Origin of the sequence: Aeromonas sp. 95A (assembly GCF_051919235.1) — a bacterium.
In the GTDB taxonomy this organism is placed as follows: Bacteria; Pseudomonadota; Gammaproteobacteria; order Enterobacterales; family Aeromonadaceae; genus Aeromonas; species Aeromonas veronii.
Genome location: NZ_JBQBFC010000001.1, coordinates 4,474,114 through 4,489,516, shown reverse-complemented (window position 1 = coordinate 4,489,516; position 15,403 = coordinate 4,474,114). Strand labels below are relative to the sequence as shown.

Here is a 15,403-nt window from a genome sequence, read left to right as displayed (position 1 = left end):
TCCCTTAGGTGATGCCTTGTCCATCTCCGATCCGGCGGCCTGCACAAGAGAAGAGATATGATGTCACTTGTCCCTGTTACCGGCCTTATCGCCGCCAAGAACTTTGCCACCCTGCCACTAAGTGGGGGTGTGCGATGAGCCAGAAACTGCTGGTATCAGCCCTGCTGCTGGCCCTCGGCGCCGGTGGCGGCTACTGGGCTGCCAAACAGACCACTGCTAGCACCGTGGCCAAGGAGAAGACGCCGCTCTACTGGGTCAACCCCATGGATCCGCGCGACAAGCGCAATGCCCCGGCCAAGGACAACATGGGGATGGACTTTATCCCCGTCTATGAGGAAAAACAGGGCGGCTCACCGGGCACTGTCACCATCAGCCCCGAGATCCAGCAGAACCTGGGGGTGCGGCTTGCCAAGGTGGAGAAGCTCCCTATCCACCAGCAGATCGAGACGGTGGGCTACGTCGGCTATGACGAGGACAAGCTGGAGGCGGTCAACGCCCGCATGGCGGGCTGGATCCGCACCCTCGCCATCAAGAGCGAGGGGCAACAGGTGAGCAAGGGGAGCCTTATTTACGAGCTCTACGCGCCGGATCTGGTCAACGCCCAGCACGAATACCTGCTGGCACTCAACACGGCCAACCCACTGCTGCTGCGCGCCGCCGAGGGCAAGCTCAAGTCTCTGCAGGTACCGGCAGATCAAATCTCAGCCCTCAAACGCACCCGTCAGGTACGCGAAACCATCAGCATTTACGCCCCCAGCAGCGGTTATGTCTCCGAGCTGAAGGTGCGCGAAGGGCAGTATGTGGAGCCCGCCGCAGCGCTGTTCAACATCAGCACCCTCAAACAGGTGTGGGTCAGCGCCGAGGTGTTCGAACGTCAGGCCGCCCAGCTGAAGGTGGGGGATCCGGTCACCATGACCCTCGACTATGCACCCGGCCGCCACTGGCAGGGCCGGGTCGATTACCTCTACCCGACTCTGGATGCCACCACCCGCACCCTCAAGGTACGGCTGCGCTTTGCCAACCCGGACGAGTTCCTGAAACCCAATATGTTCGCCAAGGTGACGATTCAGGCGGGCAAGGGAGAGCCGCAATTGGTAGTGCCGAGCGAAGCGGTGATCCGCACCGGCAGCCAGGACCGGCTGGTGCTGGCGCTGGGGGATGGCAGCTTCAAATCGGTCGCTGTCACCCTGGGCCCCCAGTTTGGCGACAAGGTGGCCATCAAGGCAGGGGTAGAGGCTGGGGATAACATCGTCAGCTCGGCCCAGTTCCTGCTCGACTCCGAATCGGCCATCAATTCGGACTTTCAGCGCATGACGGCGGTGCGCCCCGCCCAGGTGTGGACTCAGGGCGAGGTTGAAAGCATCGATCTGGCCAACCGTACCCTGATGGTCTCCCACCAGCCCATCCCCGAGTGGCAGTGGCCCGCCATGGAGATGGAGTTCACCGTCGCCGAAGGAGTCGACATCAGCAAGCTGGTCGAGGGGGAGACCCTCCATCTTCAGGTGATGCAGGAGGGGGATGAGTACCGCATCACCACCATCCATCAGGAGAAAGCACCCGCTACTCACGGCGACGCCAAGCCTGCAACGGATGAGATGGGGAAGATGGAAGGAATGGACCATAGCCAGCACAATATGGGAGCCAAGCCATGATCCCCTCGATTATTCGCTGGTCCGTGGGCAACCGCTTTCTGGTGCTGCTATTGACCCTTATGCTCACCGCCTGGGGGCTCTGGTCGGTCAAGCAAACCCCGGTGGATGCCCTGCCGGATCTCTCCGATGTGCAGGTGATCATCAAGACCTCCTATCCGGGCCAGGCGCCACAGGTGGTGGAAGATCAGGTCACCTACCCGCTCACCACCGCCATGCTGGCGGTACCGGGGGCCACCACGGTGCGCGGCTACTCTTTCTTCGGCGACTCCTTCGTCTATGTGCTGTTTGACGACAACACAGATCTCTACTGGGCCCGCGCCCGGGTGCTGGAGTACCTAAGCCAGGTTGCGCCCAATCTGCCCGCCTCCGCCCGTCCCCAGCTCGGCCCCGATGCCACCGGGGTGGGCTGGGTCTATCAGTACGCGCTGGTGGACAGAACTGGCAAGCATGACCTCAGCGAGCTCACCTCGCTGCAGAACTGGTTCCTCAAGTACGAGTTGCAGACGGTTGAGGGGGTCTCCGAAGTCGCCACCGTCGGCGGCATGGTGCGCCAGTATCAGGTGCGGATCGATCCGGACAAGCTGCGCGCCTACGGCATCCCGCTCTCTCTTATCGAGACCGCCATCAAACAGGGCAATCAGGAGACAGGCGCCTCCGTCATCGAGATGGCGGAAGCGGAGTACATGGTGCGCTCCAACGGCTATCTCAAGAGCGTCGAGGATCTGAAGCAGATCCCGCTCGGCACCACGGTACGCGGCGCCCCGCTGCTGCTGGGGGATGTGGCAGATGTGGTCACCGGTCCCCAGATGCGGCGCGGTATCGCCGAGCTCAACGGCGAAGGGGAAGTAGTGGGCGGCATTATCGTCATGCGCTACGGCGAGAATGCCCAGCACACCATAGACGGGGTCAAGGCACGGCTGGCTGAGCTGAAAAGCAGCCTGCCAGAGGGGGTGGAGATCGTCACCGTCTACGATCGATCCGACCTTATCCAGCGCGCTATCGACAACCTCTCCGGCAAGCTGCTGGAGGAGTTCGCGGTGGTGGTACTGGTCTGCCTCGCCTTCCTGTTCCACCTGCGCTCGTCACTGGTGGTGGTCATCACCCTGCCCATCGCCATTCTGGTGGCCTTTATCGTGATGCATCTGCAGGGGATCAACGCCAACATCATGTCGCTCGGGGGCATCGCCATCGCCATCGGCGCCATGGTGGATGGCGCCATCGTGATGATCGAGAACGTCCACAAGCACATGGAGCGGGAGGCGCTCACCGACAAGAACCTCTGGCGCATCATCACCGAGGCGAGCATCGAAGTGGGGCCTGCCATCTTCTTCTCCCTGCTCATCATCACCATCAGCTTCCTGCCGGTGTTTGCGCTGGAGGCACAGGAGGGGCGGATGTTCCACCCCCTCGCCTTCACCAAGACCTACGCCATGGCGGCGGCCGCCGCGCTCGCCATCACGCTGGTGCCGGTGATCATGGGTTACTTCATCCGTGGCAAGGTGCTGGCGGAGCAGGCCAACCCGCTCAACCGCTGGCTAAGCCAGGGCTATGTGCCACTGCTCAAAGCCGTCTTGGCCCGTCCAAAAACCACTCTGGCTGTCGCCGCCGTGGTGACGGTGGCGGGCTTCTGGCCGCTCAAGTACTTGGGCTCCGAGTTCATACCGCCGCTCGATGAGGGGGACATCATGTATATGCCCACCACAGCGGCCAATATCTCGGTGGGCAAGGCGCGGGAGATTTTGCAGCAGACCGACAAGCTCATTCGTACCGTGCCCGAGGTGCAAAACGTGTTCGGCAAGGCGGGGCGCGCCGAATCGGCCACCGACCCCGCCGATCTGGTGATGATGGAGACCAGCATCCAGCTCAAGCCCCGGGATCAGTGGCGCCCCGGCATGACCCCGGAGAAGCTCAAGGAGGAGCTCGACTCCCTCATCCGCTTCCCCGGCCTCACCAACGCCTGGGTGCCCCCCATCAAGACCCGCATCGACATGCTGGCCACCGGCATCAAGACCCCGGTCGGCATCAAGATAGCGGGGCCGGATCTCAAGGTGATCCAGCAGCTCGGCCAGCAGCTGGAACAGATCGTCGGCAAGGTGGAGGGCGCCTCATCGGTCTACGCCGAGCGGGTGGCCGGTGGCCGCTACGTCAAGGTGGATATCGACCGACTGAAAGCGGCCCGCTATGGCCTGAACATCGCCGATGTGCAGGCGGTGCTCGCCACCGCGGTGGGCGGCATGGAGGTGGGCCAGACCATCGAGGGGCGTGAGCGCTACCCCATCAACCTACGCTATCCCCAGAGCTATCGGGATTCGGTGGCCAGCCTCGAGCTGCTGCCGGTGGTGACCCCGAGCGGGGCGCGCATCGCGCTGGCGGATGTAGCCCGGGTCTACATCAGCGATGAAGCCCCCATGCTGCGCAGTGAAAACGCGCGGCTCAACGGCTGGGTCTACGTCGATATTCGCGGCCGCGATATCGGCTCCTTCGTCGATGAGGCCAAAGCCGAGGTGGGCAAGCAGCTGGTGCTGCCGGCGGGCTACGCCCTCACCTGGTCTGGCCAATACGAGTACATGGAACGGGCCAAGGCGCGCCTCGCCTACGTGGTGCCGCTGACGGTCGCCATCATCGTGCTGCTGCTCTATCTGGCGTTTCGCCGCGTTCAGGAGGTGCTGCTCATTCTCACCACCTTGCCGCTGGCGGTGGTGGGCGGGATCTGGACCCTCTGGCTGCTCGACTTCAACCTCTCGGTGGCGGTCGGGGTGGGCTTTATCGCTCTGGCGGGGGTGGCGGTAGAGACCGGCGTCTTGATGCTGGTCTACCTCAACCATGCCTGGGATGACCTGGTGGCCAGTGGCAAGCCGGACAAGGCGGGGCTGCACCGTGCGGTGATCCAGGGCGCCGCCCTGCGCCTGCGTCCCAAGATGATGACGGTGGTGACCATTATCGCCGGCCTCTTGCCTATCATGTGGAGCCACGGCACCGGATCCGAGGTGATGCAGCGCATCGCCGCCCCCATGATCGGCGGCATGGTGAGCGCGCTGGTGCTGACCCTCTTGGTGCTGCCCGCGGCCTACTACCTGTGGCGCAGTCGCAGCCTTGGCAAGGGCGCGAACCCGCAATCCGAATAACCCGATTTCACGATCCATATTGACTGAACGATGAGGAAACCATCATGAACTACAAGACGCTGACGCTGACCCTGACCCTGCTGCTTGGCCTTGCCACCCAGACCAACCTGCAAGCCGAAGAGATGATGCACCATGAAGGGCACGATATGAGTCAGACGGGTGAGATGAGCGAACAGGGCGCAATGGTGATGACCAAGGGGGTCATTACCCGCCTCGATGAGGGGAGCGGCAAGGTCGGCATCAAGCACGAGGCGATCGAGAATCTCAAGATGCCCGCCATGACCATGGTCTTTCGAGTGGCAGATCCGGCCCAGCTCAAAGGGCTCAAGGTGGGGGATGCCATCCACTTTCATGCCGAAAGCCAGAGCGGCAAGCTCACAGTGACAGCCATCCAGCCGCAATAAACGGCTCTGGCTCGCCGAAAAGGTCACGATAGACAGTGACAACGCAAGAGGGAGGCATCAGCCTCCCTCTTCTGTTGATCAACCTGTTCATGTGGTCAACCTCTGGCGCGCGATAGCACTCAGCTGCGGGTTGCCAGCAACTGCTCCACATCCTCGATCACCTTGAGGGCCGCCTGCGGGCCGCCGCTGGAGGTCCAGAGCGACCCGTCCACAGCGCCAAAGCGCTTGGCTTTGATCACCGGCAGTTGCTGGAACGCCGGGGTCTGCTCCGCCTGACGCATGGCATCCACCGCATCACCGGTGGCGCTCAGAGTACCGACCACCAGCCAGTCAGCATCCAGCAGATTGAGGGACTCCAGACTCAGCGCCGGTGAGTGGGGCGCGCCGGTACCCTGCTGCTTGCTTGGGCGCACCAGCCCCATCGACTCCACTACGCTGCTGGCAAAGGTGCCCTGATACATAAAGCTCGGCCCCTTGGGGTTCCAGCGCACTATGCTGATGCTCTCCCCCTGATGCTTGGCCAGCTTGCTGCGGGCCTGAGTCAACCGCTCGGCATACTGCAGCAAGAAAGTATCCCCTTGCTGGTCGCGGTTGAGGGTGTGGGCGGTGCGGCGGAAGCTATCCTGCCACGGCTCACCCCACTTGCTGGTCACCACGGTCGGCGCGATCTCCCCCAGCAAGGTCAGCAGCTCGGGACGGGTCTGGCCGGTCAGGATAAGGTCAGGCTCCAGCGCAATCAGCGACTCCAGATTGGGGCTGTCGAGATCGCCGATCACCTGGATCCCCATGCCCGCCTTGTTCAGCAAATAGCGAGGCAAGGTGGGTTGACCACGGCCATTGACGGCGCCGATGGGGGTCAGCCCCAGGGTCAGGGTGCTGTCGAGTTCGAGCTCGCTCAGCACCACCACCCGCGTTGGCTGGACTGGCACCTGCACCTTCTGGCCAAACGCATCAGTCACTTCACGCATCTCCTGTGCCTGAACCAGCGGCGCGGCCAGCATCAGGATGGCTGCTGCCAGGGCGGCAAAACGCTTCATCATCTCACTCCTTCTCGTTGCACGGCCCGGATAATCGGCCGCGTGGATACACTCGGTGAGCCCACAGAGCAGGCCCATATGACTCAACTCGCCGAACGCAGGGCACGGCCATGTTCGTGGCGACGGGGCACGATAATGGGCGCCCCGTCGCCGGGGGCATGCAGAATGTCGACACTGGTCTGGTAGAGCCGGTCGATCAAGGACTTGGTCACCACCTCCCGGGCCGGGCCCATGGCGGCAATGGTCCCCTCGCCGATGGCGATCAGCTCGTCACAGTAGCGGGCCGCCATCGCCAGATCGTGGATCACCAGCAGCACGGTTTTGCCTTCGGCAGTGATGCGGTGGATCGCCTCCATCACCTCGGTCTGGTGACCGATATCGAGGGCGCTGGTGGGCTCGTCGAGCAGCACCATGTCGCTGTCCTGCGCCAGGATCATCGCCAGCCACGCACGCTGTGCCTGCCCGCCGGAGAGGGACGCGGCGCTCTGCTGCCAGATCCCCTCAAGCTGCATTCGCTCGCAGGCAATACGCACCATGCGGGCATCCTCCTCACCCCACTGATTGAACCAGCCCTGATGGGGGTGGCGGCCATACTGCACCAGCTGCTCAACCAGAATGCCGGCAGGCAGGGTCGGCCGCTGGGGTAGATAAGCGAGCTCCCGCGCCAGCCCCTTCATGGGGTAGCTGGCAAGCGGCTTGCCTTTGAGCAGGATCTCGCCGCGTTGGGCTTTCATCTGGCCGGATAACAGCTTGAGCAGGGTCGATTTGCCGCAGCCGTTGGGGCCGACGATCCCCACCAGCTTGCCCCTCGGCACGCTGAAAGAGATGTCCCGCAAAATGGGGGTCTGCTGATAGGCGAAGTGGAGGCGATTTACGGTGAGCGTCATCAGTCAGCCCTCTGGCGATCGTTAACAAGAAGAAACAGCAGCAACAGGCCGCCGAGAATGCGGGTCATGATGCCGGTCGCCACCTCGTGGGGGCTGGCCAGCACCCGAACCAGGGTATCGCTGGCAAGCAGCAGCAGGGCGCCGCTAAGCGCCGCCAGCCAGAGCGGCACCACCCGGTCTTTCACCAGCCAGGAGGCAAGAATGGGGGCCGCCATGGCGATAAAGACCACGGGGCCGCCGATGGCGGTGCCGAGCGCCGCCACCAGAATGGCCTGGGCCAGAATGCCCAGTTGTACCCGATCGCCGTTGACGCCAAGCCCTCTGGCCATCTCGGGGCCAAAGCGCAGCACCGCCAGCGCGCGGGAGAGGTAGACGATCCACGGGCAGAGCAGCAGCAACAGGATGACAATCGGGGTGATGGTGCTGTAACCCACGGCGATAAAGCTGCCCATGTTCCACAGATAGAGAGAGCTCAAATGCAGCAGGGCCTGGGTGGACATCACAAACTGGCCGAGCGCCTCGAACAGCTCGGAGAGGCCGATACCGATCACCACGAACAGATAGCCCTGCTCGCCCGGTTTGCGGCAGAGGGCATAGAGCACCAGCGCCGCGAAGATGGCTCCGATAGGTGCCGCCCACCAGGGCCAGCTGCCCACGGTCAGGTAGAGGGAGAAGACGATGATGGCCAGAGAGGCCCCGTTGTTGACCCCCACCATATCGGGTGTGGCCAGCCGGTTGCGAACCAGCGTCTGCACCAGACAGCCGGAGAGCCCCATGGCGGCCCCCGCCACCATGACCCCAAGAATGCGCGGCAGCCGGATCTTGAACAGGGTGAGCTGCTCAAGCCGCGTCCCCTCCCCCAGCAGAGTGTTGACCACCCCGGCCAAGCCAAGCTTGCCGCCGCCAACGCTCAAGGCCAGCAGAGCAAGCGCCAGCAGCGCCATGGCCAACAGAACCAGCCGGCGCCAGCTCGGCAGATGAACCAGCACAGAGCGGTTGCCGGCCCGCAGACAGAGCATATCGGTAGGTGTGCGCATCAGCCCCTCACTTGACGGTCAGCAGGGTACGAAAGCCCCCGCGATGAACAATGGCGATCAGCACAGGTGCGCCAATCAGGGCCAGAATGACGCCATTGGGCAGCTCGAACGGCTGGATCAGCCAGCGCGCCAGAATGTCGGCCAACAGCAGAAACAACATGCCGAACAGGGCGGAGAAACAGACCTGCACCGACAACCTAACCGGCTCTACCAGTCGGCCACAGTAGGCGGCCAGAAAGCCGACAAAGCCGATGGGGCCGGCGATGGCGATGGCACTGGCGGTAAACAGGGTAGCGGCCAACAGCACGCCAATTCGCACCCGGTTTGGGCGGATCCCGAGCGCCTGGGCCTGACTGTCCCCCATCTGCATCAGGGTCAGCTGGCGACAGAGGAGCAGGGTGATGACAAACGCCGCCAGCACGAAGGGCAGCACGGCGATGATGGCATCGAGATTGGCCGCCGACAGGGAGCCGAGGTTCCAGAAGCGGTACTGCTCCAGCACCATCTTGTTGGAGAGCAGCAAAAAGCTGGAGAGACCGCCGAAGGTGGCGGAGAGCGCCACCCCGACCAGAATGAGCTTGAGGGGGTTGGAGCGGCCAATCATCATGCCAAGCCCCAGCACAATAACGTTACCAAGCAGCGCGCCGAGGCCGGCCCAGAGCAGATAGCCGTAGGCGGACTCCACCCCGAACCAGGTGAGCCCCACCACCAGCGCAAAGACGGCCCCGGCGTTGACCCCGAGCAGACCGGGCTCCGCCAGCGGGTTGCGGGTCGCGCTCTGCAACAAGGAGGCCGCCAGAGATAAAGAGGCGCCGACCACCATGGCGCAGAGGGTGCGCGGCAGTCGCAAGGTATTGAGCACCATGGCGAGCTTCTCGTCACTCGCCCAAGGCGCGTCACCCATCAGGTAGCCGAACACCTCGCGGGCACCATAAACACCCGCACCGGTGGTGAGCGAGAGGCAAAACAGCGTGCAGAGAAGGAACAATGCCAGCCAGAACAGAGGGGTCTGGTACTTAACCACCCTTTACGACTCCTTGCGTTGGGTCTGACAACATGCAGCCAAACCGACGTGAAAACAGGGCGCTCTTGTGTCAACGGAAATAAAAACGCCGCCCGGACGAATACCCGGACGGCGCAATACTAAATGCAAATCATTTTTATTTGCAAGGATGAATCAGGTATTCTTTCGCATCCGCTTAATTATCCATCACATCATGACGGGTCTGGTGATAGGCCTCTTCACTCTTGCCCCGGCGCCAGTACGGCACGGCGTAGAGCGACTGACGATCCACCTCGAGCACGGAACGAAAATGGCGGCGCAGCGGCAGCACCAGCGCCTCTTCCCCACCCAGCCAGAAGAAGCCACCATCGCGCACCAGCGGCAGAGCAATCACATGCTCCAGCAGGCCGCTGGACTCGGGCTCGCCGACAAACCAGTGACAGCGCACCCCGACCGGTAGCGTCAACGGTTGAGCATCGGCCTGATCCGGCACCAGAATCGCAATTTCCCCTCTGGCATCTGCAGGCATCACCTCACACATCGCCATGATGGCGGGCAAGGCGGTGAGATCCCCCACCAGGCAGTAGTGATCGGCCGGTTGCAGCATGGGGTTGGGGCCACCCGGCCCGGAGAGGATCACCTTCTCTCCCGGCTTGGCATGGGTAGCAAAGGCGCTGGCGGGCCCGCCGTCACCGTGCAGCACGAAGTCGATATCAATTTCCTGCTCATCACGGCGAAACGCACGGATGGTGTAGGTGCGGATCACCGGCTTGTCAGCCGGGTTACTCCAGCGCGGGCCGCTCGGGGTCATTGCAGGCAGCACCGGCTCTACCTGATGGGGCTGGGCCAGCATGACCTTGATATGGGCTCCACCGCAAGTATAGGGATAGTCAGCCAACTCGCGGCCACCAAAGGTGATGCGACGCAAATGGGGGGTGATCTGGGTAATGGCTTTGACAGTCAGCAGACGGGGACGATTGGGAGGCAGAGATGGGGACACGATGGGGCTCCTCGTTGAGTGTGTCGCCCATGCTACACGCAAATAGGAATTACTATCAAATAAGATTGCTTCTCGTCTAATAGCTACAAGCCGGATTCAAACATCCCCAACCACTGGCGTCCACACCCCAATCCAGACAGAGGCTTTATGCACGCTAGCTCCATGATTGGGCAAAGAAAGCAGCCGGACAACGCCACAGTTACAAAGGGTTCCATTTGCTTATTTCGACCATAGTTTTTCGAGATCAAATTTTATTTCCCAATAAGTTTCCTATCCTTAGTGAAGCAGTTAATGTAAGCACAGGATGCCAAACAGGATTGTATGATGGATGACCAGATCCTGATTATTGATGATGACGATCTCTCCCTCCCCGACGCACAGCAAGCGGGCTGGAAGGTGATGATTGTTGACGATGAGCCTGAAGTGCATCGCATCACCAAGATCACCTTGAACAAATTCGAGTTTGACAATCGCCCCATCGATTTTTTGCATGCCTATTCCGCGGCACAGGCCAAAGAGTTGCTGGCCACCACCCCGGACGTTGCTCTGTTGCTGCTGGACGTGGTGATGGAGGTCGACCACGCTGGCCTAGATGTCGTCAAATACGTCCGGGAAGATCTGCAAAACAAGATGGTACGCATCGTGTTGCGTACCGGCCAACCCGGCCAGGCGCCGGAAGATGACGTGGTCACCAACTACGACATCAACGACTACAAGGATAAAACCGAGCTCACCTCCCAGAAGCTGCGCACCCTGCTGCGGGCCAGCCTGCGATCCTATCGGGATATTCGCACCCTGGAGAGTAACCGTCAGGGGCTGGAAAAAGTCATCGAAGCCTCCAAGGGGATCTTTGAGAAACGGGCCTTGCGCCAGTTTGTCGAAGGCGCCCAGGAGCAGCTCAGCGCCCTGCTCCATCTGGGGGAAACCCAGATATACGACGTCAAGCAATACGCCTATGAGGTGAAGGATCAAGTATTGGAGCCCCTGCTCCCCGGCCATCCCGCCATGCTCCTCACAGAAGCGCCGGAGATCCTGCGCCAGGCCATGAGCAAGCGCAGCAACGTCTATAACGCCACCCAGATGGTGCTCTACTGCCAGAATCCGCGCCACCACCTGCTGTTCCACATCGAGACCACCCGTCAGCTCAGCCAGATCGATACCAGTCTGCTGACGCTGTTTACTGAAAACATCATAGTGGCGCTGGAGAATATCCGGCTCAATGAGGTGATCGCCGACAACCAGCGGGAGATCATCTATCGCATCGGCGAACTGGTCGAAACCCGTTCCAAAGAGTCAGGGCTGCACGTCAAGCGGGTCGCGCTCTATACCGAACAATTCTGCCACCTGATGGGTATGAGCGAAGAGCAGAGCGAGCTGGTGAAACGCGCCTCGCCGCTTCATGACATTGGCAAGGTGGGAATTCCCGATGCCATCTTGCACAAGCCGGGCAAGTTGACACCGGAAGAGTGGGAGATCATGAAAACCCACGCCCAGCTCGGGCAGGATATGCTCTCCGGCAGCGATCTGGCGCTGTTTCAGATTGGTGCCACCATCGCTGGCAATCACCATGAGAAATGGAATGGCAGTGGCTATCCCCGCGGTTTGAAGGGGGCCGATATTCCGCTGGAGGGGCGGATTGTGGCGCTGGCTGACGTGTTCGATGCTCTGGGTTCGGATCGCTGCTACAAGAAGGCGTGGCCGCTGGACAAGGTGCTGGCCCTGATTGAAGAGGAGAAGGGGCAGCATTTCGACCCCCAGCTGGTCGAGCTGATGATGGCCAATCTGGACAAGTTCCTCGAGATCCGCGAGCAGAACAAGGATGTCTATATCGGCGAACACTGATAGCCAGCTTGTTCTGTTTATGAACTAAAAAAAACCGCCCTGCTTATCAGGGCGGTTTTTTATCTCTGGCATCACGCCACTTCAGTACGAGGGTTACTGCTCTGGCAGATTGAGATCCAGCTTGGCAGCAGGTTGTCCGGCTTGCTGATTCTCGGCCTGCGCAGCGGCCAGAGCACGCTTCAGGGCACGCCGTTTTTGTATCACCACAAACCCGACCCCACCCAATACCGCCAGCAGCACACCACCACCCGCCAATGCCCAGATCAGCCAGCCCATTTCCTCCTCTGCCGGAGCTTCATGGGTCGCCTCGGCACTGGAGGCCGGTGCGGCGGCCGACACCACCTCTACAGGAGGCGGCGGTGGCGGGAAGACATTGAAGGTTTTCACCGGCAACTCGATTTTCAGCTCACGGCCGAGGCGAGTGGTGCCATAGAGGGTTGCTTTCACCTCATGCTGACCGACCTCCTTGATGTTGGAGAGATCGATATCAAGCTTGGGATCGCTGGCGATCTCGCTGAACTCGTAGAGGCCGCCCACATTGCTGGTCACACTCCCCTTGACCACCACGGAAGCGGGATCCAGCTCATCACGGTCGATTAGCAGTGAGAGCTTGGCACCGAGCTCATCCGAAGGCGGCGACAAGTTATAGCTGAACGGGTAGGGGTAAAGCAGTACATCCTGATAACGGGCACGGACAAACACCTGATTGCCCGTACTGAACATGGCGCGGTACTTGCCACCGGGAATATCCTGCAGCGTCACTTCCGCCGTCATGATGCCATCACCCGGCACTTCGTCGAGCCCCTTGCCATCATCGCGATAGTGGCCAAGTACTTGATCCAGCACGACCTCTTTCTTATCGGCATCGCTGAACGATTGCAGCTTGACGGTCATGCCAAGGTCAGAGAGATAGTATTTATCTTTCGGCTGCTGACCATTGATCAGCAACCACGCCTTGAGCTTGACCACCTCCCCCTGATAGAGCTGCATCGGCAGGGCGGCGATATCGAGCCGGATATCGGAGAGAATGCGCACCCGGTTGTCGGGATCCACCTCGCCAATCGCCTGCCAGGGGCCCGGCATGGGATTGCGCAGGGTAATCAGATCATGCTCTGGCAGCGCCAGCCAACCCACATCGGCAGGTTTGACCTTGCCCACGTAAAGCTTGCTGCCATCGGGGCGAACCAGGATCACGGACGGAGTGCCCGGCTTGCGCTTGATGATGAAGGTGATCTCCTTCACGCCGTAATCGATGCGAAAGCGGTTATCCAGCAGCGGAATATCGGAAGGGGCAAATACCTCGGTCGCCGTCGCCCCCAGCGAGAGCAATAGCAGCAGACCTGCACACCACTTGCTCATTGCCGCCACAGACAACTTCCTCCTTTCTTCTGTACCAGATCCAGTCTCGCTTCGTGCAGGGCCTGAACCTCGGCACTGGCACGCACCACCTTGAGGGCGGGTCGGTTGCTCTCCAACCGGCGAATACTGGTGTCCTGATTGCTTTCGTTTTCGTTGCTCTCGGTGGCCAGATTGAGTTTGGTCTGGCCGCCGGTCATCAGCAGGTAGACGTCCGCCAGGATCTCCGCATCGAGCAGAGCCCCGTGCAGGGTACGGTGGGAGTTGTCGATACCGTAACGATCGCACAGCACATCCAGGTTGTTGCGCTTGCCGGGGAAGAGCTCCCGCGCCATCGCCAGGGTATCTGTGATGGTGCAGATATCCGCCGTCTTGAAGTTGAGTCCGAGCTTGCTGAACTCGTAGTCCATGAAGCTCACGTCAAACGGCGCGTTGTGGGCGATCAGTTCGGCGCCGCGGATGAACTCGAGGAATTCGTCGGCAATCTGGCTGAACGACGGTTTGTCACGCAGGAACTCGTCGGTAATACCGTGCACCTGGATCGCTTCCGGGTCGACCAGACGATCAGGCTTGATATAGACGTGATAGTGGTTACCGGTCAGCTTGCGGTTGATCACCTCCACACAGCCGATTTCGATAATGCGGTGCCCCAGATAGACAGGGCCACCCGCCGTATTCATACCTGTGGTTTCAGTATCCAGAATGATCTGGCGATTCAGTTGGGGTGTGTTCATGATCCAATCTATGTCAAACTTCGGCTTTACTTACTCGCTAGTTTACCCCAAGCCTCATGTTAAAACAGATTGATTGCTCATGTTAAAACAGATTGATGTCTATACCGACGGCTCCTGCCTCGGCAATCCGGGCCCGGGTGGTTACGGGGCCGTCATGGTCTACGGCAAGCACCGCAAAGAGATTTCCGCCGGATTCAAGTTGACCACCAATAACCGGATGGAGCTGATGGCCGCCATCATGGGGCTGCGCACCCTCAACGAACCGTGCAAGGTGCGCCTCACCACCGACAGCCAGTATGTCCGCCAGGGGATCACCCAGTGGATCATCGGCTGGAAGAAGAAAGGGTGGATGACCGCCAACCGTCAGCCAGTCAAGAACGTCGATCTCTGGAAGGAGCTGGATGCGGAAGTGGGTCGCCACCAGATTGAGTGGCTCTGGGTAAAGGGTCACTCCGGCCACCCGGAGAACGAACGGTGCGACGAGCTGGCCAGAGAGGCTGCCTGCGGCAAGGATCTGGCCGAGGATACCGGCTACCAGCCCTGACGGGCCATTCCCGGTGTGGCGAGGGACTTTGGCAGTTGCCAGCGCCGCCGCACCGGGATCAGTGGAAAGCGCCGTTTACGGGCCGCAATCACGTATACCGATGCAAATGCCCTGCAATAATCCCGCCCGATACTCTCTCGCCACCAACTGTGCCAGCTCTGTTTTCCCATAAACGAATAACCGAAACGCTCGTCGAACATCACCTCGCATCCCAGCAGATGCAACCAGTCCGTCACCCGCCCCGGGGTGAACATCCGTGCCGACCAGGGCATTCTGCGCCGCAAGAACGGCACACAGTGACCGATCCCGACCAGACTCATGGGGTTATAACCACTGATGATCAGCCAGCCATCGTCGGTCAGCACCCTTTCGGCTTCGCGCAACACCTGATGAGGATCGGCAGAGAAATCGAGGCAGTGGGCCAGCAGGCAGGCATCGACGCTGCCGGTCCGCACCGGCAGATCGAGGGGATCGCCATACATGTCGAGCAACCGCCCGCCGGGGGCGACCCCGACCTGGTGACGAATGGAGGAGCGTTTGCAGGAGAGTTCAGCGCTCAGGGCGCCAATTTTCAGCAGATGATACCCAAACAGATTGGGGCACCAGTTGTCGAGCCGATCCTGGATCTCGGCCGCCACCCAGTCCCCCATAGGCAATGCAGACCAGCTGGTCGGGATCTCGATTTGTTGTTCGGTACGTGCCACCTGCATAATAGGGCTCAACTCGGGGTTTCGAACGCCATCCTGTTATATAAGATACCCTCCCTAAAGAGAAGCAGACTC

At 61.0% G+C, this 15,403-nt stretch carries 13 protein-coding genes; 5 read left to right on the top strand and 8 right to left on the bottom strand.

What is annotated here, in order from left to right:
- Positions 1 to 134 precede the first annotated feature (134 nt).
- Genes ACTG2U_RS20545 through ACTG2U_RS20535 form a run of 3 tightly spaced genes read left to right on the top strand, consistent with a single transcriptional unit; the run spans position 135 to position 5,181 of the window.
- On the top strand, positions 135 to 1,652 hold the full coding sequence (locus ACTG2U_RS20545; RefSeq protein WP_439975060.1) for an efflux RND transporter periplasmic adaptor subunit: 1,518 nt from the start codon (positions 135 to 137) through the stop codon (positions 1,650 to 1,652).
- Positions 1,649 to 4,777, top strand: a complete 3,129-nt coding sequence (locus ACTG2U_RS20540) for an efflux RND transporter permease subunit (RefSeq protein WP_439975059.1) — start codon at positions 1,649 to 1,651, stop codon at positions 4,775 to 4,777. Before ACTG2U_RS20545 ends, ACTG2U_RS20540 begins: the two co-directional genes overlap by 4 nt.
- A 44-nt stretch (positions 4,778 to 4,821) precedes the next feature.
- Complete coding sequence (locus tag ACTG2U_RS20535) at positions 4,822 to 5,181, top strand: copper-binding protein (RefSeq protein WP_376890224.1); 360 nt, start codon at positions 4,822 to 4,824, stop codon at positions 5,179 to 5,181.
- A gap of 119 nt (positions 5,182 to 5,300) precedes the next feature.
- Here ACTG2U_RS20535 and ACTG2U_RS20530 read toward each other — a convergent pair whose 3' ends face one another.
- The 5 genes from ACTG2U_RS20530 to ACTG2U_RS20510 all read right to left on the bottom strand — a co-directional run bounded on the left by ACTG2U_RS20530 (position 5,301) and on the right by ACTG2U_RS20510 (position 10,145).
- Positions 5,301 to 6,218 (bottom strand): ABC transporter substrate-binding protein, encoded by a 918-nt coding sequence (locus ACTG2U_RS20530; RefSeq protein WP_021231222.1) that lies wholly within the window; start codon positions 6,216 to 6,218, stop codon positions 5,301 to 5,303.
- A gap of 83 nt (positions 6,219 to 6,301) precedes the next feature.
- Complete coding sequence (locus ACTG2U_RS20525) at positions 6,302 to 7,105, bottom strand: ABC transporter ATP-binding protein (protein ID WP_100645522.1); 804 nt, start codon at positions 7,103 to 7,105, stop codon at positions 6,302 to 6,304.
- A complete protein-coding gene (locus ACTG2U_RS20520) occupies positions 7,105 to 8,142 on the bottom strand; it encodes a FecCD family ABC transporter permease (RefSeq protein ID WP_439975058.1) in 1,038 nt (345 codons plus the stop codon). Before ACTG2U_RS20520 ends, ACTG2U_RS20525 begins: the two co-directional genes overlap by 1 nt.
- A 7-nt stretch (positions 8,143 to 8,149) precedes the next feature.
- Positions 8,150 to 9,166 carry a FecCD family ABC transporter permease gene (locus tag ACTG2U_RS20515; protein ID WP_439975057.1) on the bottom strand — a complete coding sequence of 339 codons (1,017 nt, stop codon included), beginning with the start codon at positions 9,164 to 9,166 and terminating at the stop codon, positions 8,150 to 8,152.
- 175 nt (positions 9,167 to 9,341) lie between these two features.
- On the bottom strand, positions 9,342 to 10,145 hold the full coding sequence (locus ACTG2U_RS20510; RefSeq protein ID WP_157162287.1) for a siderophore-interacting protein: 804 nt from the start codon (positions 10,143 to 10,145) through the stop codon (positions 9,342 to 9,344).
- A 324-nt stretch (positions 10,146 to 10,469) separates the two neighbouring features.
- On the opposite strand from ACTG2U_RS20510, the gene ACTG2U_RS20505 reads away from it, so the two are divergent.
- A complete protein-coding gene (locus tag ACTG2U_RS20505; RefSeq protein WP_042055501.1) occupies positions 10,470 to 11,987 on the top strand; it encodes an HD domain-containing phosphohydrolase in 1,518 nt (505 codons plus the stop codon).
- A 93-nt stretch (positions 11,988 to 12,080) separates the two neighbouring features.
- On the opposite strand, the gene ACTG2U_RS20500 is transcribed toward ACTG2U_RS20505, so the two are convergent.
- A complete protein-coding gene (locus tag ACTG2U_RS20500; RefSeq protein WP_439975139.1) occupies positions 12,081 to 13,346 on the bottom strand; it encodes a TIGR03503 family protein in 1,266 nt (421 codons plus the stop codon).
- Positions 13,343 to 14,077 carry a DNA polymerase III subunit epsilon gene (gene dnaQ / locus ACTG2U_RS20495; protein WP_439975056.1) on the bottom strand — a complete coding sequence of 245 codons (735 nt, stop codon included), beginning with the start codon at positions 14,075 to 14,077 and terminating at the stop codon, positions 13,343 to 13,345. The genes ACTG2U_RS20500 and dnaQ overlap by 4 nt, the downstream gene beginning before the upstream one ends.
- A 79-nt stretch (positions 14,078 to 14,156) precedes the next feature.
- On the opposite strand from dnaQ, the gene rnhA reads away from it, so the two are divergent.
- The gene (rnhA, locus tag ACTG2U_RS20490; RefSeq protein ID WP_005353268.1) at positions 14,157 to 14,621 is read left to right on the top strand and encodes a ribonuclease HI; all 465 of its coding nucleotides are present in this window, start codon (positions 14,157 to 14,159) and stop codon (positions 14,619 to 14,621) included.
- On the opposite strand, the gene ACTG2U_RS20485 is transcribed toward rnhA, so the two are convergent.
- On the bottom strand, positions 14,609 to 15,331 hold the full coding sequence (locus ACTG2U_RS20485) for a methyltransferase domain-containing protein (protein ID WP_005353269.1): 723 nt from the start codon (positions 15,329 to 15,331) through the stop codon (positions 14,609 to 14,611). The two genes, rnhA and ACTG2U_RS20485, sit on opposite strands and share 13 nt — an antisense overlap.
- Between the last annotated feature and the right edge of the window lie 72 nt (positions 15,332 to 15,403).

Excerpts from the sequence above, each read along its gene's own strand:
- ACTG2U_RS20520 (WP_439975058.1), bottom strand. The coding sequence starts at position 8,142 with ATGCGCACACCTACCGATATGCTCTGTCTGCGGGCCGGCAACCGCTCT.
- ACTG2U_RS20530 (WP_021231222.1), bottom strand. The coding sequence starts at position 6,218 with ATGAAGCGTTTTGCCGCCCTGGCAGCAGCCATCCTGATGCTGGCCGCG.
- rnhA (WP_005353268.1), top strand. The coding sequence starts at position 14,157 with ATGTTAAAACAGATTGATGTCTATACCGACGGCTCCTGCCTCGGCAAT.
- ACTG2U_RS20505 (WP_042055501.1), top strand. The coding sequence starts at position 10,470 with ATGGATGACCAGATCCTGATTATTGATGATGACGATCTCTCCCTCCCC.
- ACTG2U_RS20535 (WP_376890224.1), top strand. The coding sequence starts at position 4,822 with ATGAACTACAAGACGCTGACGCTGACCCTGACCCTGCTGCTTGGCCTT.
- ACTG2U_RS20525 (WP_100645522.1), bottom strand. The coding sequence starts at position 7,105 with ATGACGCTCACCGTAAATCGCCTCCACTTCGCCTATCAGCAGACCCCC.
- ACTG2U_RS20545 (WP_439975060.1), top strand. The coding sequence starts at position 135 with ATGAGCCAGAAACTGCTGGTATCAGCCCTGCTGCTGGCCCTCGGCGCC.
- ACTG2U_RS20500 (WP_439975139.1), bottom strand. The coding sequence starts at position 13,346 with ATGAGCAAGTGGTGTGCAGGTCTGCTGCTATTGCTCTCGCTGGGGGCG.
- ACTG2U_RS20485 (WP_005353269.1), bottom strand. The coding sequence starts at position 15,331 with ATGCAGGTGGCACGTACCGAACAACAAATCGAGATCCCGACCAGCTGG.
- ACTG2U_RS20540 (WP_439975059.1), top strand. The coding sequence starts at position 1,649 with ATGATCCCCTCGATTATTCGCTGGTCCGTGGGCAACCGCTTTCTGGTG.
- dnaQ (WP_439975056.1), bottom strand. The coding sequence starts at position 14,077 with ATGAACACACCCCAACTGAATCGCCAGATCATTCTGGATACTGAAACC.